At 73.5% G+C, this 13,652-nt stretch carries 12 protein-coding genes; 7 read left to right on the top strand and 5 right to left on the bottom strand.

Going from position 1 to position 13,652, the window contains the following annotated elements; genetic code table 11:
• The first annotated feature begins 175 nt into the window (after nucleotides 1-175).
• Complete coding sequence (locus NLU66_RS14350; protein WP_259360317.1) at nucleotides 176-790, top strand: M48 family metallopeptidase; 615 nt, start codon at nucleotides 176-178, stop codon at nucleotides 788-790.
• Here NLU66_RS14350 and NLU66_RS14345 read toward each other — a convergent pair.
• The gene (locus NLU66_RS14345; protein ID WP_259360316.1) at nucleotides 769-1,395 is read right to left on the bottom strand and encodes an NUDIX hydrolase; all 627 of its coding nucleotides are present in this window, start codon (nucleotides 1,393-1,395) and stop codon (nucleotides 769-771) included. The genes NLU66_RS14350 and NLU66_RS14345 overlap by 22 nt on opposite strands.
• The gene (locus tag NLU66_RS14340) at nucleotides 1,385-2,839 is read right to left on the bottom strand and encodes a zinc-dependent metalloprotease (RefSeq protein ID WP_259360315.1); all 1,455 of its coding nucleotides are present in this window, start codon (nucleotides 2,837-2,839) and stop codon (nucleotides 1,385-1,387) included. The genes NLU66_RS14345 and NLU66_RS14340 overlap by 11 nt, the downstream gene beginning before the upstream one ends.
• An 83-nt stretch (nucleotides 2,840-2,922) precedes the next feature.
• Between NLU66_RS14340 and NLU66_RS14335 the strand changes: the two genes are divergently transcribed.
• From NLU66_RS14335 to NLU66_RS14315, 5 genes are all read left to right on the top strand, one after another.
• Nucleotides 2,923-3,999 (top strand): PDZ domain-containing protein, encoded by a 1,077-nt coding sequence (locus NLU66_RS14335; protein ID WP_259360314.1) that lies wholly within the window; start codon nucleotides 2,923-2,925, stop codon nucleotides 3,997-3,999.
• A gap of 11 nt (nucleotides 4,000-4,010) precedes the next feature.
• Entirely contained in the window at nucleotides 4,011-4,697 is a 687-nt protein-coding gene (locus NLU66_RS14330; protein ID WP_259360313.1) for an HAD family hydrolase, read from the top strand.
• 137 nt (nucleotides 4,698-4,834) lie between these two features.
• Nucleotides 4,835-6,517, top strand: coding sequence for an energy-dependent translational throttle protein EttA (gene ettA, locus NLU66_RS14325; RefSeq protein ID WP_259360312.1), 1,683 nt, complete (start codon nucleotides 4,835-4,837; stop codon nucleotides 6,515-6,517).
• A 224-nt stretch (nucleotides 6,518-6,741) separates the two neighbouring features.
• Entirely contained in the window at nucleotides 6,742-9,309 is a 2,568-nt protein-coding gene (gene glgP, locus NLU66_RS14320) for an alpha-glucan family phosphorylase (protein WP_259360311.1), read from the top strand.
• A 35-nt stretch (nucleotides 9,310-9,344) separates the two neighbouring features.
• Entirely contained in the window at nucleotides 9,345-10,658 is a 1,314-nt protein-coding gene (locus NLU66_RS14315) for an extracellular solute-binding protein (RefSeq protein WP_259360310.1), read from the top strand.
• Nucleotides 10,659-10,703: 45 nt separating this feature from the next.
• Here the strand turns inward: NLU66_RS14315 and NLU66_RS14310 are convergent, their stop codons facing one another.
• Entirely contained in the window at nucleotides 10,704-11,651 is a 948-nt protein-coding gene (locus tag NLU66_RS14310; RefSeq protein ID WP_259360309.1) for an acyl-CoA thioesterase, read from the bottom strand.
• Between the two features lie 41 nt (nucleotides 11,652-11,692).
• Here NLU66_RS14310 and NLU66_RS14305 point away from each other — a divergent pair, with 41 nt between their 5' ends.
• On the top strand, nucleotides 11,693-12,172 hold the full coding sequence (locus NLU66_RS14305) for an acyl-CoA thioesterase (RefSeq protein WP_240811134.1): 480 nt from the start codon (nucleotides 11,693-11,695) through the stop codon (nucleotides 12,170-12,172).
• 31 nt (nucleotides 12,173-12,203) lie between these two features.
• Here the strand turns inward: NLU66_RS14305 and NLU66_RS14300 are convergent, their stop codons facing one another.
• Together NLU66_RS14300 and NLU66_RS14295 are read right to left on the bottom strand one after the other, a co-directional pair.
• Nucleotides 12,204-12,689, bottom strand: a complete 486-nt coding sequence (locus NLU66_RS14300; protein WP_259360308.1) for a globin — start codon at nucleotides 12,687-12,689, stop codon at nucleotides 12,204-12,206.
• 13 nt (nucleotides 12,690-12,702) lie between these two features.
• Entirely contained in the window at nucleotides 12,703-13,647 is a 945-nt protein-coding gene (locus NLU66_RS14295) for a mechanosensitive ion channel family protein (protein ID WP_259360307.1), read from the bottom strand.
• Nucleotides 13,648-13,652 lie beyond the last annotated feature (5 nt).

Here is a 13,652-nt window from a genome sequence, read left to right as displayed (position 1 = left end):
GTCGGGGACGGATTGTGGACAAGCGCCCACAGGCTGTGGACGACACGTGGGCGGTGGTGCGCCCGCTGTGGAGGAGAACCGGGATATCTCCGGGAAAGGTCTGTGACCTGCAGGTCTCGAGCGCACACCTGTGGATGGAAGATTCATCCGTCCCCCACGTGACAGGCTGTGCGCCATGCCCCGTCGCGCCTCCGCCGTCCCTGCCCCGTACCGCGTCGACGCCCGCGGGCCGCGCGGGGAGGAGGTCTGGGTGCGCCGCTCGGCGCAGCGCCGGCGCAGCGTGGAGATCCGCCTGCGTGAGGGTCGCCTCGTCGTCGCGATCCCGTCCACCTACAGCGCGGCCCAGGAGCGGGAGGCGGTCGAGGGTCTGCTGGCGCGGTACGGGGCGAAGATGGAGGCCCATGCCCCCAGCGCCCGCAGTGACGAGGACCTCGTCGCGCTCGCGCGGGAGATCTCGGCCGACCACCTGGAAGGGCGCGCCCGTCCGCGCTCGATCACGTGGACCTCGCGGCAGAACCAGCGCTGGGGATCCTGCACCCCCTCCACGGGGACGATCCGCCTCTCCGACCGTCTCCAGGGCATGCCGGACTGGGTGGTGCGGGCCGTGGTCATGCACGAGCTCGTGCATCTCCTGGAGCCGGGGCACGGCCCCGCCTTCCAGGCGCTCCTGCACCGCTACCCGCTCGCCGAGCGGGCGGACGGCTTCCTGCGCGGCTACGCCTGGGCTCTCGACGAGGCCGGTGGGGAGCAGGGTCTCGGGGACCCCGATCAGGACGACGTCGAGAGGTAGCGCGCGATCGCCGCGAGCTTCTCCGGCATGTCCTCGACGGTCCCCTCGGGGAGCTCCGCCACCGAGCGCTCGGGGCCGGTGCCGAGCAGAGGCCAGGGCACCCAGCGCACCTCCGGCGACTCGTCGCTCGGACGCAGGGTCAGCTCCGCCGCGGGGGCGCCGGCACGGAACAGGTGCTGCACGTCCCAGTGCTCCCGGCAGCTCCCGAAGGCGGCCGAGAGCGCATGGCGGTGCAGCACCGCGGGCCCGGGGCCTACGCGCTCGAGATCGTCCAGGCCGATCTCCTCGGAGACCTCGCGCCGCGCGGCGGCCTCGAGGGAGAGGTCGGCCGCCTCGAGGTGACCGCCGGGCTGCACCCAGAAGCGGCCCTTGCGATGCCAGACGAGCGCCACGTGCTCCGCCGGGGCGTCGATCACCACGGCGCTCGCGGTCAGGTGCCGCGGGCCGCCGTCGCGCCACAGCGCCCCGGGCTCGGCGCGGAGCACGGCCAGATAGTCGGCCGCGCCGTCGATGCCCGCGTCACGGGCCGCCGCGAGCTCGAGGAGCGCCCGGTCCCGCAGGCCGCCGGTGCTCCCGTCGGCGGCCGGAGTCTGCTCAGCGCCCATCGCCGGAGGCGTCGGTGCCGCCCTCCTCCTCGCGCAGCAGCTTCTCGAGCTCCGCGTCGAAGTCCGCGGGCAGCTCCACGGCCTCCGCATCCTCGCCGGCGGCCTCGGGGGTCGGTCGCGGCGCCTGCGGCGTCCCGGAGAGCACCTCGGAGCCCGGCAGCAGGTCCGGATGCGCCCACTTCGCCTCGCGGCCCTCGATGCCCTCCGTCGCGAGCACGCTCTCCCACCAGCTGAGCGCCTCGCGCACGCGGCGGGGACGCAGCTCGATGCCGACGGTGCTCGCGAGCATCTGCTCGGCCGGGGAGCCGGAGGCGCGGCGGCGCCGCAGGACCTCGCGCAGCGCGTCCAGCTGGGGCAGCTTGCCCTCGAGCGCGCGGGAGGTCACGTGGTCGACCCACGCCTCGACGAGCGCGAGGGTCGTCGCGAGCTCCTCGAGCGCCCGCTCCTGGGCGGCCCGGCGGGTGAAGACGAAGAGGTCCTCGGGGCGCCGGGACTGCAGCGACTCGGGGTCGGAGAGGTCGAGCTCCCGCACCGCCTCGTCGAGCGCGTCGAGGTCCAGGGTGATCCCGCGGGCGTAGTCGTCGATCGCGGAGAACAGCGCCCTCCCGAGCCAGGGCGCGGCCGCGAACAGGGCCGTGTGCGCGATCTCCCGGGCGGCGAGGAAGATCCGCGCCGCCGGGGCGTCCAGCGAGTTCTCGCCCACGAGATCGGCGACGTTCGCCGCCACGAGGGCCGGCTCGCCGTCGCGGCCCAGCGGCAGCGAGAGGTCCGTGGTGCCCATCGCCTCACGGGCGAGGGTGCCGATCGCCTGGCCGTACTGGACGGCGAAGAGCGTCCCGCCGATCCGCTCCATCATCCCGGCGGGATCCGCGCCGCCCGGCAGCTCCGCCTCGCCCAACTGGGCGGTCTGCGCGGCGATCGCCTCGCCGATCGCCCCGGCCATGTAGGCCGCGACGGGCTCCACGAGGGAGCGCCAGCGGGGGAGCGTGCGGTGCAGCCAGGTGCCGCGGCTGAACGCGGCGAGCTCCGCCGCGGGCACGTCGATCGCGAGCACGGGGTCCAGCCACAGCCGCGCCACCTGCGCGGCCTCCCGCAGCTCCTGCACCTGGGCGGGGGTGGGATCCGGGTCGCCCGGGGAGCCGGAGGGCGCGGGGGCACCCGGCACCTGCAGGGCGCCGACCGCGGCGCGGCGCGCGAGGTCCTCCGCCATCGTCCAGTTCACGGGGCCCTCGCCGGAGCCCATGAACATCTGCTGCATCTGCGCCGCGGCGGCGCGCAGCTGCGCCGGGTCCTGCGGCAGGTTCGCCTGCGCCGCGATCGCGCCGAGGTCGAGGCCGTCCAGCGCGCCCTCCGGCAGCGCGTCGCCGAAGGTCTCCTTCAGCAGGCGCTTCAGGGCTTCCTCGTCCATGTCGCCGGACCCTCCCGGCATCGGGTTCTGGCTCATCGCCACCTCCAGAGGTTCGTCGTCGCCCAGCGTACCGAGCACAGCCTGGGGGTGGCGTGCGCGCGGTGCGGCACAATGTCCCGGTGAGCTCTCCCGCCCCCTCCACCCTGCACCGCCCGGTCCTGGCCGGGGTGAGCCTCGCCTCGCTGTGCGTGATGATCCTGGGCGCCTCGCTGCTGCCGGTGCCGTACGTCATCGAGAGCCCGGGCCCGGCGATCGACGTCCTCGGCGACTACGAGGACGAGAAGATCCTCACGATCGACGGCGGCGCGGAGCACCCCACCTATCCCACCGACGGCGAGCTCATGATGACCACGGTCTCCGTGGACGGCGGCCCCGGCTACCGGGTCACCGCCGCGGAGGTCCTCGTCGCCTGGTTCGACGGCACCCGCTCGGTGCTGCCGCGCGAGCTGCTCTACCCCGAGGACCAGAGCGCCGAGGAGAGCAGCCTCGAGACCTCCGTGCAGATGAGCACCTCCCAGCAGGACGCCGTCGCCGTGGCCCTCGACGAGCTCGACATCCCCTACGAGGACACGGTCATCGTCGCCGGCGTCGAGACGGGCGCCCCCGCGGACGGCGTCCTCCAGCCCGGCGACCGCGTGCTCCGCATCAACGGGGAGTCCGCCTCGGACACCGCGGGCTTCCAGGCGCTCGCCGCCGCGACGCCCGCCGGCCAGGACGTCGAGATGACCGTCGAGCGCGAGGGGGAGGAGCAGACGCTCCAGGTGCCCACCGAGCAGGCCGACGGGAAGCCCCGCATGGGGATCGTGCTCGGCGCCGGCCACGACTTCCCGATCGACGTCGGCATCTCCGTCGGCGACGTCGGCGGTCCCAGCGCCGGCACCATGTTCGCGCTCTCCGTGTACGACGAGCTCACCCCCGGCGCGCTCACCGGCGGCAAGGACATCGCCGGCACCGGCACGATCGACGCGGAGGGCGCCGTCGGCGCGATCGGCGGGATCCGCCAGAAGATGGTCGGCGCCCGCGACGCCGGCGCCGACTACTTCCTCGCCCCCGCGGAGAACTGCGACGAGGTCACGGGGCACGTCCCCGACGGCCTCGCCGTCGTCAAGGTCGCCACCTTCGAGGAGGCCCGGCACGCGGTCGAGACGATCGGCTCCACCGGCAGCACCGACGACCTGCCCACCTGCAGCTCCTGAGGAGGACACCCATGGCCCGCAAGCGCCGCACCCCCGCCCGCCCCACCGTCGTGCTCGACTTCGGCGGCGTGCTGAGCGCGGGGCACGACCCCGTGCCGGACCTGCACGAGCTGCTCGGCGGCGACGCCGCGACCCTCGGCGAGTCCCTCTGGTCCCACCGCCCCGACTACGACCGCGGCACCGTCGACGCCGCGACCTACTGGGGCAGCGTCGCCGCCGCGAGCGGGATCGGAACCCTGAGCGCCGAGGAGGTCGCCGAGCTGCAGGCGGCCGACGACCGCTACTTCCTGCGCCTGGACCCCGAGTCCCGCGCGCTCCTGCACGACCTGGCCCGCAACGAGGTGCGGCTCGTGCTGCTCTCCAACGCCTCGGTGGGCTTCGGCGAGGCCGTGCGCCGCACCGACTGGTTCGAGGCCTTCTCCTTCGCCGTGATCTCCGGGGAGGAGAAGGTCGTCAAGCCCGAGCGCGAGATCTACGAGATCCTGCTCGAGGTGCTCGCGCACGAGAACGGCGGGGTGGCGCGGCCCGGGGACGTCGTGTTCTTCGACGACCGCGAGGACAACGTCGAGGCCGCCCGCGCGCTCGGCATCGACGCGCACCTGTGGCCGCGCAACGGTGATCCCCGCCCCGAGGGCGTCGAGCACGGCGCGGTCCAGGCGCGGCGCGTGCTCGCCGAGCGCGGCATCCCGCTGGACTGACGCCCCCTCACGCGCCGGGCCGCCTGGGTGAGCCGGGGACGGGCTCCGGGTAGAGTCGGGGATCGCCCGTCCCGTGCGGCGCCCCGCTGTGGCGCGCCGGTGCGGACCCCCGACCCCTCTTCGAGAAGGAACCTCAGGTGGCAGAGTTCATCTACACGATGTACAAGGCCCGGAAGGCCGTGGGAGACAAGGTCATCCTCGATGACGTCACCATGAGCTTCTACCCCGGCGCCAAGATCGGCATGGTGGGCCCCAACGGCGCCGGCAAGTCGACGATCCTCAAGATCATGGCCGGCCTCGACCAGCCCTCCAACGGCGAGGCCCGCCTCAGCCCCGGCTACAGCGTCGGCATCCTGCTCCAGGAGCCGCCGCTGGACGAGACCAAGACCGTCCTGGAGAACGTCCAGGAGGGCATGGGCGACCTCTACCGCAAGGTGCAGCGCTTCAACGCCATCGGCGAGGAGATGGCCCTGCCGGACGCGGACTTCGACGCGCTCATGGAGGAGATGGGGAAGCTCCAGACCGAGATCGACGCGGCGAACGGCTGGGACCTCGACTCCCAGCTCGAGCAGGCGATGGACGCCCTGCGCTGCCCGCCCGGCGACGAGCAGGTCACCCACCTCTCCGGCGGTGAGCGCCGCCGCGTGGCGCTGTGCAAGCTCCTCCTGGAGAAGCCGGACCTGCTCCTCCTCGACGAGCCCACCAACCACCTCGACGCGGAGAGCGTGCTCTGGCTCGAGCAGCACCTCCAGCAGTACGAGGGCGCCGTCATCGCCGTGACCCACGACCGGTACTTCCTGGACCACGTGGCCCAGTGGATCGCCGAGGTCGACCGCGGCCACCTCTACCCCTACGAGGGCAACTACTCCACCTACCTGGAGAAGAAGGAGGAGCGCCTCGCCGTCCAGGGCAAGAAGGACGCGAAGCTCGCCAAGCGCCTCAAGGAGGAGCTCGAGTGGGTGCGCTCCTCGGCCAAGGGCCGCCAGGCGAAGTCCAAGGCGCGACTGGCCCGCTACGAGGAGATGGCCGCGGAGGCCGAGCGCACCCGCAAGCTCGACTTCGAGGAGATCACCATCCCGCCGGGGCCGCGGCTCGGCAACCAGGTCATCGACGGCAAGGACCTCAAGAAGGGCTTCGGGGACCGCGTCCTCATCGACGGCCTCTCGTTCTCCCTGCCGCCCAACGGCATCGTCGGCGTCATCGGCCCGAACGGCGTCGGCAAGACGACGCTGTTCAAGACGATCGTGGGGCTCGAGGAGCTCGACGGCGGCGACCTGAAGGTCGGCCAGAGCGTCCAGATCAGCTACGTCGACCAGAACCGCGAGAACATCGACCCGGAGAAGAACCTCTGGGAGGTCGTCTCCGACGGGCTCGACTTCATCCAGGTCGGCAAGGTCGAGATCCCCTCGCGCGCCTACGTCAGCCAGTTCGGCTTCAAGGGCCCGGACCAGCAGAAGAAGGCCGGCGTGCTCTCCGGCGGCGAGCGCAACCGCCTGAACCTCGCGCTCACCCTCAAGCAGGGCGGCAACGTCCTCCTGCTCGACGAGCCGACGAACGACCTCGACGTGCAGACTCTCGGCTCGCTCGAGAACGCGCTGCTCGAGTTCCCCGGCTGCGCCGTCGTCGTCTCCCACGACCGCTGGTTCCTGGACCGGGTCGCGACGCACATCCTGGCCTACGAGGGCACCGAGGAGAACCCGTCGAACTGGTACTGGTTCGAGGGCAACTTCGAGGCGTACGAGAAGAACAAGGTCGAGCGCCTGGGCGAGGACGCGGCGCGTCCCCACCGCGTGACGCACCGTCGCCTCACCCGCGACTGAGCGGGTCGCCGGGGCATGACCGCCCCGGCGATCCTCCCGACTGACGCGGCCCCGTCGCGACCGGCTCCGGCCGGCAGCGGCGGGGCCGTCGCCGTCGGCCGCGCCCACGGCGTGAAAGAACTTGCGGAAACCGAGGGGATCCTCCGAGCTTCGGGATGAAGTGCCAGGTCAGGGGCTTGCGGGGGAGACGCAAGAATCGGCGGCTGCTCGGGTATCGTGGTGCCATGAAGCCGATCTCGACGATCACGGTGTCCTCGGACCTGCCCGCCGCCCTCTCGCCGCTGCGGGAGCTCGCCCTGAACCTCCGCTGGACCTGGCGCCGCCAGACCGCGGACCTCTTCCGCACGCTCGACCCGGCGGCCTTCGCCGCGAGCGACGGCAACCCGATCGCCATGCTCCCCACCGTGCCCGCCTCGCGCCTCGCCGAGGCCGCCCGGGACGAGTCCTTCCTCTCCCGCATGCGCGGCGAGATCGGCGACCTGCGCACCTACCTCGACTCGGGTCGCTGGTTCCAGCGCACCGCGGGCAGCACGGGCGGCGGCGCCGGCGCGCCGACCTCCGTCGCCTACTTCTCCATGGAGTTCGGCATCACCCCGACCCTGCCGATCTACTCCGGTGGTCTCGGCATCCTCGCCGGTGACCACCTGAAGTCCGCCTCGGACCTCGGCGTGCCGCTCACCGCGATCGGCCTGCTCTACCAGTGGGGCTACTTCTCGCAGTCGCTGGACCGCGAGGGCTGGCAGCAGGAGGAGTACAAGCTCAACGACCCTGCCTCCCTGCCCGTGCAGGAGGTGCGCGGCGAGGACGGCGAGCAGCTCACCGTCTCCGTCACCCTCCCCGGCGGCCGCGAGGTCGCCATCGCCGTGTGGGTGGCTCAGGTGGGCCGGGTGCCGCTGCTGCTCCTGGACACGAACGTCGCGGCGAACGACGAGGACCTGCGGGCCATCACCGACCGCCTCTACGGCGGCGACCACGAGCACCGGATCGTGCAGGAGATCGTGCTCGGGATCGGCGGCGTGCGCGCCGTCGAGGCCTACTCGCGCCTCACCGGCGCCCCCGCGCCCACCGTCTTCCACCTCAACGAGGGCCACGCCGGCTTCTCCGGCCTCGAGCGCGTGGGCACGCTCATGCAGCGCGGCGCCTCCTTCGCCGAGGCCCACGCCGAGGTGCGCGCCGGCACGGTCTTCACCACCCACACCCCCGTGCCCGCCGGCATCGACCGCTTCGACACGGACGAGCTGCGCCGCTACCTCGACGCCGACGAGTCCGGCCTCTCCCGGCTGATCCCCGCGCTGCCCGTCGAGGCCGCGCTCGCGCTCGGCACCGAGGAGGGCGGCGAGGTGTTCAACATGGCGCACCTCGGCTTCCGCATCGCGCAGCGCGCGAACGGCGTCGCGAAGCTCCACGGCGCCGTCTCCCGGGCGATGTTCCAGGAGCTCTACCCCGGCTTCGACGTCCCCGAGGTGCCGATCACCTCGGTCACCAACGGCGTGCACCGCCGCACCTGGACCTCCCCGGTGATGGACGACCTCTACAAGAAGGCCCTCGGCGACGTGGACGTCTCCGCGCTCTCCGACTGGAGCGCGCTCGCCGCCCTCACCGACCACGAGCTCACCGGCGCCCGCGACCGCCTCCGCGGCGACCTCGTGGACATGGCCCGCAAGCACGTGAAGCGGGCCTGGCTGCGCCGCGGCGCGGACGAGGCGGAGCTCGACTGGACCGAGCACATCCTCGACCCGCAGGCGCTCACCATCGGCTTCGCCCGCCGGGTGTCCACCTACAAGCGCCTGACGCTCATGCTCTCGGACCCCGAGCGCCTGCGCCGCATCCTGCTGGACCCCGAGCGGCCCGTGCAGTTCGTCATCGCCGGGAAGTCCCACCCGGCGGACCGCCCCGGCAAGGAGTTCCTCCAGCAGCTCGTGCGCTTCGCCGACGAGGCCGGCGTGCGCCACCGGATCGTGTTCCTGCCCGACTACGACATCCGCATGGCCTCCGTGCTCATCGCGGGCGCCGACGTCTGGCTCAACAACCCGATCCGCCCCGAGGAGGCCTCCGGCACCTCCGGCATGAAGGCCGTCCTCAACGGCGGGCTCACCTTCTCCGTCTCCGACGGTTGGTGGGACGAGATGAAGGACGACGAGGCCGGCTGGACCATCCCCACCGCCCAGGTCGCCGATCAGCACGAGCGGAACCGCCTCGAGGCGAACGCGCTCTACGAGATCCTCGAGAACCGGATCGTCCCGCTGTTCCACGAGCGGGACGAGCGCGGACTCCAGCACGGCTGGATGGAGACGGTGCGCACCTCGCTCGTGCGGATCGCGCCGCAGATCACCGCGGCGCGCATGGTGCGCGACTACGTGACCGATCTCTACACGCCGGCGGCCCGGGCCGCCGCGCGCTTCGCGCAGGACCCCTCGACGGCCCCCGCCTTCACCGCCTGGAAGGAGCGTGTGGGCGCCGCGTGGTCGCAGGTCGCGGTGCAGGACGTGCGGCTCGAGGGCGTCGAGGGCGGCCGGGTCGCGACCGGCGGCGAGGTGAGGCTCTCCGCGGAGGTGCTGCGCGGCGGGCTCGAGGAGCAGGACCTGCTCGTCGAGGCCGTGCTGGGCCCGGTGGACGAGAAGGGTGAGATCATCGGCGGACAGCTCATCCCGCTGCGGCGTGGGGAGGACGGCCGCTGGGCCGCCCGCTTCGCGCTCACGGTCCCCGGGGAGATCGGGTGCACCGTGCGCGCCACGCCGCAGCATCCGGTGCTCGCCTCCCGGGCCGAGCTCGGGCTGGTCGCCACCGCCTGAGCCGCCGCAGCACCCCGACGGAAGGACCCCGCCCCGTGCTCACCCGCCGCCAGCTCCTGCACACCGCCGCCGCTGCGACGGGGGTGGCCGGGGCGGGCGTCCTCTCCGCCTGCTCGAAGCCCGAGGAGTCCGCGGAGCTCGCCGACGGCGACGCCCTGCGCATGCGGGTCTGGGACGACGCCGCCGCCTCCGCCTATCGCACGGCGCTCGCCGCCTTCACGGAGGACACGGGCCTCGAGGTGGAGGTCGAGGTGCTCGCCTGGGACGAGTACTGGAAGCAGGTGCCGCTCGACGCCGCCGCCGGCTCCCTGCCCGACGTGCTGTGGATGAACACCGCGAACCTCGCCCAGCTCGTCGACGCCGAGTCGCTCGTGGACGTCGGCGAGGTCGTCGGGAAGGACGTCTCCGCCTGGGAGACCGCCGCGACGGACCAGTACCGGCGCGCGGACACCCTGTGGGGCGTCCCGCAGCTCTACGACCGCAGCGTCCTGATCGCCAACCGCGATCTCCTGGACCCGACGGGCGCGGACCCCGCCGACCTCGAGGCGGACCCCGGGGCGAAGAGCGACTCGCTGCGCGACGCCGCCCGGGCCGTCGCCGGGGGCGGGGCGAGCGACGACGGCGGCGGCTCCGGACGGATCGGCTTCAGCGCCCAGCCGGACCGCAGCGGCGTGCTCGGACCGTTCCTCGCGGGCGCCGGCGGCACCTGGCAGGACGAGGACGAGGCCTTCGACTTCGCCTCCGACGAGGGCGTCGCCGTCGTGCAGTACCTCGCCGACATGGCCGCCGACGGACTCGCCCCCGCGGGCGCGGAGACGACGACGGACACGGCCTACTGCCGCGACCTCTTCACCCAGGGCCGCCTGGCCCTGCTGCAGACGGGCACCTACGACCTCGCGGCCGTGAGCGACGGCGTCCAGGGCACCTTCGGGTGGACGGTGCACGAGGTCGTCGCCGGCACCGACGGCGCCCGGCCCCTCGTGCACACGGTCGCGGCGGTCGGCGCGGTCACGAAGGACGACGACCGCACCGCCGCGATCGCGAAGCTGCTGCGGTTCCTCGGGGGAGCGGACGCCCAGCGGCCCCTCGTCGAGGCCCGCCTCGGGGTGCCCGCGCACCGCGACCTGCGCTCGGTCTGGTCCGACGCCTGGGCCGAGCTGAAGGTCGACGTCTCCGAGATCGCGGAGCTCCCCGACGCGATCGCGACCCCGGAGGTCGGCGTGCGCTCGGCGGAGGGGACCGGCGCCGCGCTCGAGATCATCGCGACGATCTTCACCGGCAAGGCGACCGCCGCGGAGGCGCTCCCGAAGGCGCAGAAGGCCGCAACGGAGGCCGTCGGCCAAGGCTGAGCGCGCGCATGGCGGTCCGGCCGGGGCCGGTCGGGTCGGGCCCGGTCAGGGCCGCTGCTTGACCCGGATCATGCCCTCCTGGGTCACGGTCGCCACGAGATCGCCCTCGCGGTCGAACACCTGCCCGTGGGTGAGCCCGCGGCCGCCCGAGGCGCTCGGCGAGCGCTGCACGTACAGCAGCCACTCGTCGGCCCGCACGTGGCGGTGCCACCAGATCGCATGGTTGATCGTCGCCATCCGCAGGCCCGGCGTCACCCAGCTCAGGCCCTGCCGGCGCAGGATCGGCTCGAAGGGCGTGTAGTCGCTCGCGAAGGCGAGGATCGCGTCGTGCAGCAGCGGGGTCGCCGGCACCGGGGCGAGGGTGCGCATCCACACCATCTGCGTGCCCGTCGTGTGCGGGTCGCCCGCGCCGCGCGGGTCCGGGCCCAGGTAGATCGGGTCCGTGACGTGGCGGATGTCGATGGGGCGCTGGGTCGCCCAGTAGCGGGCGACGGGGTGGTCGATGCCCGCGAGCACCTCGGCCGTGGTGGGCAGACCCTCGGGGGAGGGCGCCTCGGGGGCGCGCTCGGAGTGCTCGAGGCCGTCCTGGTCCTCCTGGAAGGAGGCGGTCATCGCGAGGATCGTCCGCTCCTCCTCGCCGTCCCTCCGCCCGGGCTGGGTGGCGAGCACGCGCCGCACGGAGAAGGAGCCGCCGTCGCGGAGGTTCTCGACCTGGAAGCGGATCGCGTGCTCGGGGTCGCCCGGGGCGAGGAAGTAGGAGTACATCGAGTGGATGCGGCGCCCCTCGGGGACCGTGCGGCCCACCGCCGTGACCGCCTGGCCCATGACCTGCCCGCCGAACACGTGCCCGCCCGGCTGCGGGTTCGAGCCGCCCTCGAAGGCGGCGACGGTCGACGGGGTCGCGGTGCGCTCGTCGAGCTCCGCGGGGCGCAGGTCCAGGAGGTCCAGGAGTCCCTGGGCGATCGCGGCGGGGGACGGATCCGGGGTGCTCATGCGGGGAATCGTACTGGTCGCAGCCGCCTACGATGGATCCCATGCATCTCGACCTCACCATCCCCGTGCGCTGGACCGACCTCGACGCCTACGGGCACGTGAACAACGCCGCGATGCTGCGGCTGCTCGAGGAGGCCCGTATCGCGGCCTTCTGGCAGGTGCCGGAGGACCAGATCGCCCTCGGCGCCGAGGCGCCCCCGGCCGCGCTGCCCGTCTCCGGCGCCGGCGCACCGGTGAGCACGGTCATCGCCTCCCAGCGGGTGGAGTACGCCCGCCAGCTCGGCCACCGCCGCGACGGCGCCGTGGTGCGGCTGTGGATCTCGCGGATCGGCGGGGCGAGCCTCACCGTGGACTACCTCGTGCTCACCGCCGACGACCCCGACGGCGCCGCGCCGTACGCGCGGGCGCGCACCGTGGTCGTCATGGTGGACGCCGTGAGCGGCCGCCCGGTGCGGCTCGACGCCGCGGCCCGCGAGGCGCTCGCGCCGTTCGCGGGCGAGGGGCTCGTCTTCCGCGACTGACGCTCCGCGCGGGGCGGGTCGCCGCCGGCGCTCAGGAGAGGCGGTCGGGGATCTGCTGGCCGGCCATCGGCGCGGCGCCGCCGTCGACCGTGTTGACCATCGAGTGCGCGGCGCGCTCGAGGTAGTCCCACAGGGTCGCCTCGTGCAGCGGCGAGAGCTCGAGCGAGTCCACGGCCGCGCGCATGTGCGCGAGCCACGCGTCCCGGGCGGCGGGGGAGACCGGGAAGGGTGCGTGGCGCATGCGAAGCCGCGGGTGGCCGCGCTGCTCGCCGTAGGTCTTGGGGCCGCCCCAGTACTGCTCGAGGAAGGTCTGCAGGCGCACCTTCGCGGGGCCCAGGTCCTCCTCGGGGTACATGGGACGCAGCAGCTCGTCCTCCGCGACGCCCTCGTAGAAGCGGTCCACGAGCGCGGTGAAGGTCGCGTGCCCGCCCACGGCCTCGAAGAAGCTCGGGGCGGGCGCTGCAGGCTCTGCGGGACCGGCGGGGCCGACGGGGAGGCTGGGGCGGGGATCGGTCATGACCGGGATGCTCTCACTTCGGGAGGGTGTCGGAGAAGCGGGGCTGCGCGAAGGCGACCCCCGCCTCGTGGAAGGCGGCGCGCACGCGTCGGCGCAGCTCCTGCTCGGCATCCCACTGCGCGCCTGCCTCGACGGGCACGACGACCCGCCGCTGCACGCGCGAGCCGTCCACGCCGAGGATGCCGCTCACGGTGGGCTCGCCGGTGACGCGGTCCGACCAGGCCGGATCCGCGACGAACTCGTCGGTCACGCCCTGCAGCAGGTCGGTCACGGTCGCGTGGTCCGCCTCGGCGTCGATGTCGAACAGGGCGACGGCGTTGGAGTAGCCCTGGGTGAAGTTGCCGATCCGGATGATCTCGCCGTTGCGCACGGTCCACAGGGTGCCGTCGAGGGAGCGCACCTGGGTGACCCGCAGGTTGATGCCCTCGACGGTGCCGGTCGCGTACTCGAGGTCCACGGTGTCGCCCACGGCGACGAGGTCCTCGAAGAGCATGACGATCCCGGCGACGACGTCCTTGATGAGGGTCTGCGCGCCGATGCCGGCGGCGAGGCCCACGACGCCGAGGGAGGCGATGACGGGCGCGACGTTCACGCCGATCTCGCTGAGGATCATCACCGAGGCGATCGCCCAGATGACGAGCCGCGAGACGTTCCGGGCGACGCTCGAGAGCGTCTCCGTGCGCTGCTCCCGGCGGGAGCGGGCGGCCTTCGCCTGCCGGGAGTCCCGCTTCGTCATCGACCCGGCGACGGTGGACAGCCGCGCGGAGGACTGGCTCATCGTGCGGAAGAAGCGCCGGATGAGCCAGCCCGTGACGGCGCTGATCACCGTCGCCGCCACGAGGATGACGACGATGGTCAGGCCCGAGCTCAGGAGCCAGCCCCAGGCGGAGTCCAGAAGGGTCAGCGCGTCGTCCGGGGAGGTCGGCGCGGACAGGTCCGGGAGCGCGCGATCGTCCATGCCGC

The sequence above is a fragment of the Brachybacterium sp. NBEC-018 genome (assembly GCF_024860185.1).
GTDB classification, from domain to species: domain Bacteria; phylum Actinomycetota; class Actinomycetes; order Actinomycetales; family Dermabacteraceae; genus Brachybacterium; species Brachybacterium rhamnosum.
The sequence above is the reverse complement of the archived record's forward strand: the minus strand, read 5'-3'. Positions and strand labels throughout refer to the sequence as shown.

Bases quoted from the DNA above. Each gene is read 5' to 3' on its own strand.
- NLU66_RS14350 (WP_259360317.1), top strand. From the start codon at position 176: ATGCCCCGTCGCGCCTCCGCCGTCCCTGCCCCGTACCGCGTCGACGCC.
- NLU66_RS14345 (WP_259360316.1), bottom strand. From the start codon at position 1,395: ATGGGCGCTGAGCAGACTCCGGCCGCCGACGGGAGCACCGGCGGCCTG.
- NLU66_RS14340 (WP_259360315.1), bottom strand. From the start codon at position 2,839: ATGAGCCAGAACCCGATGCCGGGAGGGTCCGGCGACATGGACGAGGAA.
- NLU66_RS14330 (WP_259360313.1), top strand. From the start codon at position 4,011: ATGGCCCGCAAGCGCCGCACCCCCGCCCGCCCCACCGTCGTGCTCGAC.
- glgP (WP_259360311.1), top strand. From the start codon at position 6,742: ATGAAGCCGATCTCGACGATCACGGTGTCCTCGGACCTGCCCGCCGCC.
- NLU66_RS14310 (WP_259360309.1), bottom strand. From the start codon at position 11,651: ATGAGCACCCCGGATCCGTCCCCCGCCGCGATCGCCCAGGGACTCCTG.
- NLU66_RS14305 (WP_240811134.1), top strand. From the start codon at position 11,693: ATGCATCTCGACCTCACCATCCCCGTGCGCTGGACCGACCTCGACGCC.
- NLU66_RS14300 (WP_259360308.1), bottom strand. From the start codon at position 12,689: ATGACCGATCCCCGCCCCAGCCTCCCCGTCGGCCCCGCCGGTCCCGCA.
- NLU66_RS14295 (WP_259360307.1), bottom strand. From the start codon at position 13,647: ATGGACGATCGCGCGCTCCCGGACCTGTCCGCGCCGACCTCCCCGGAC.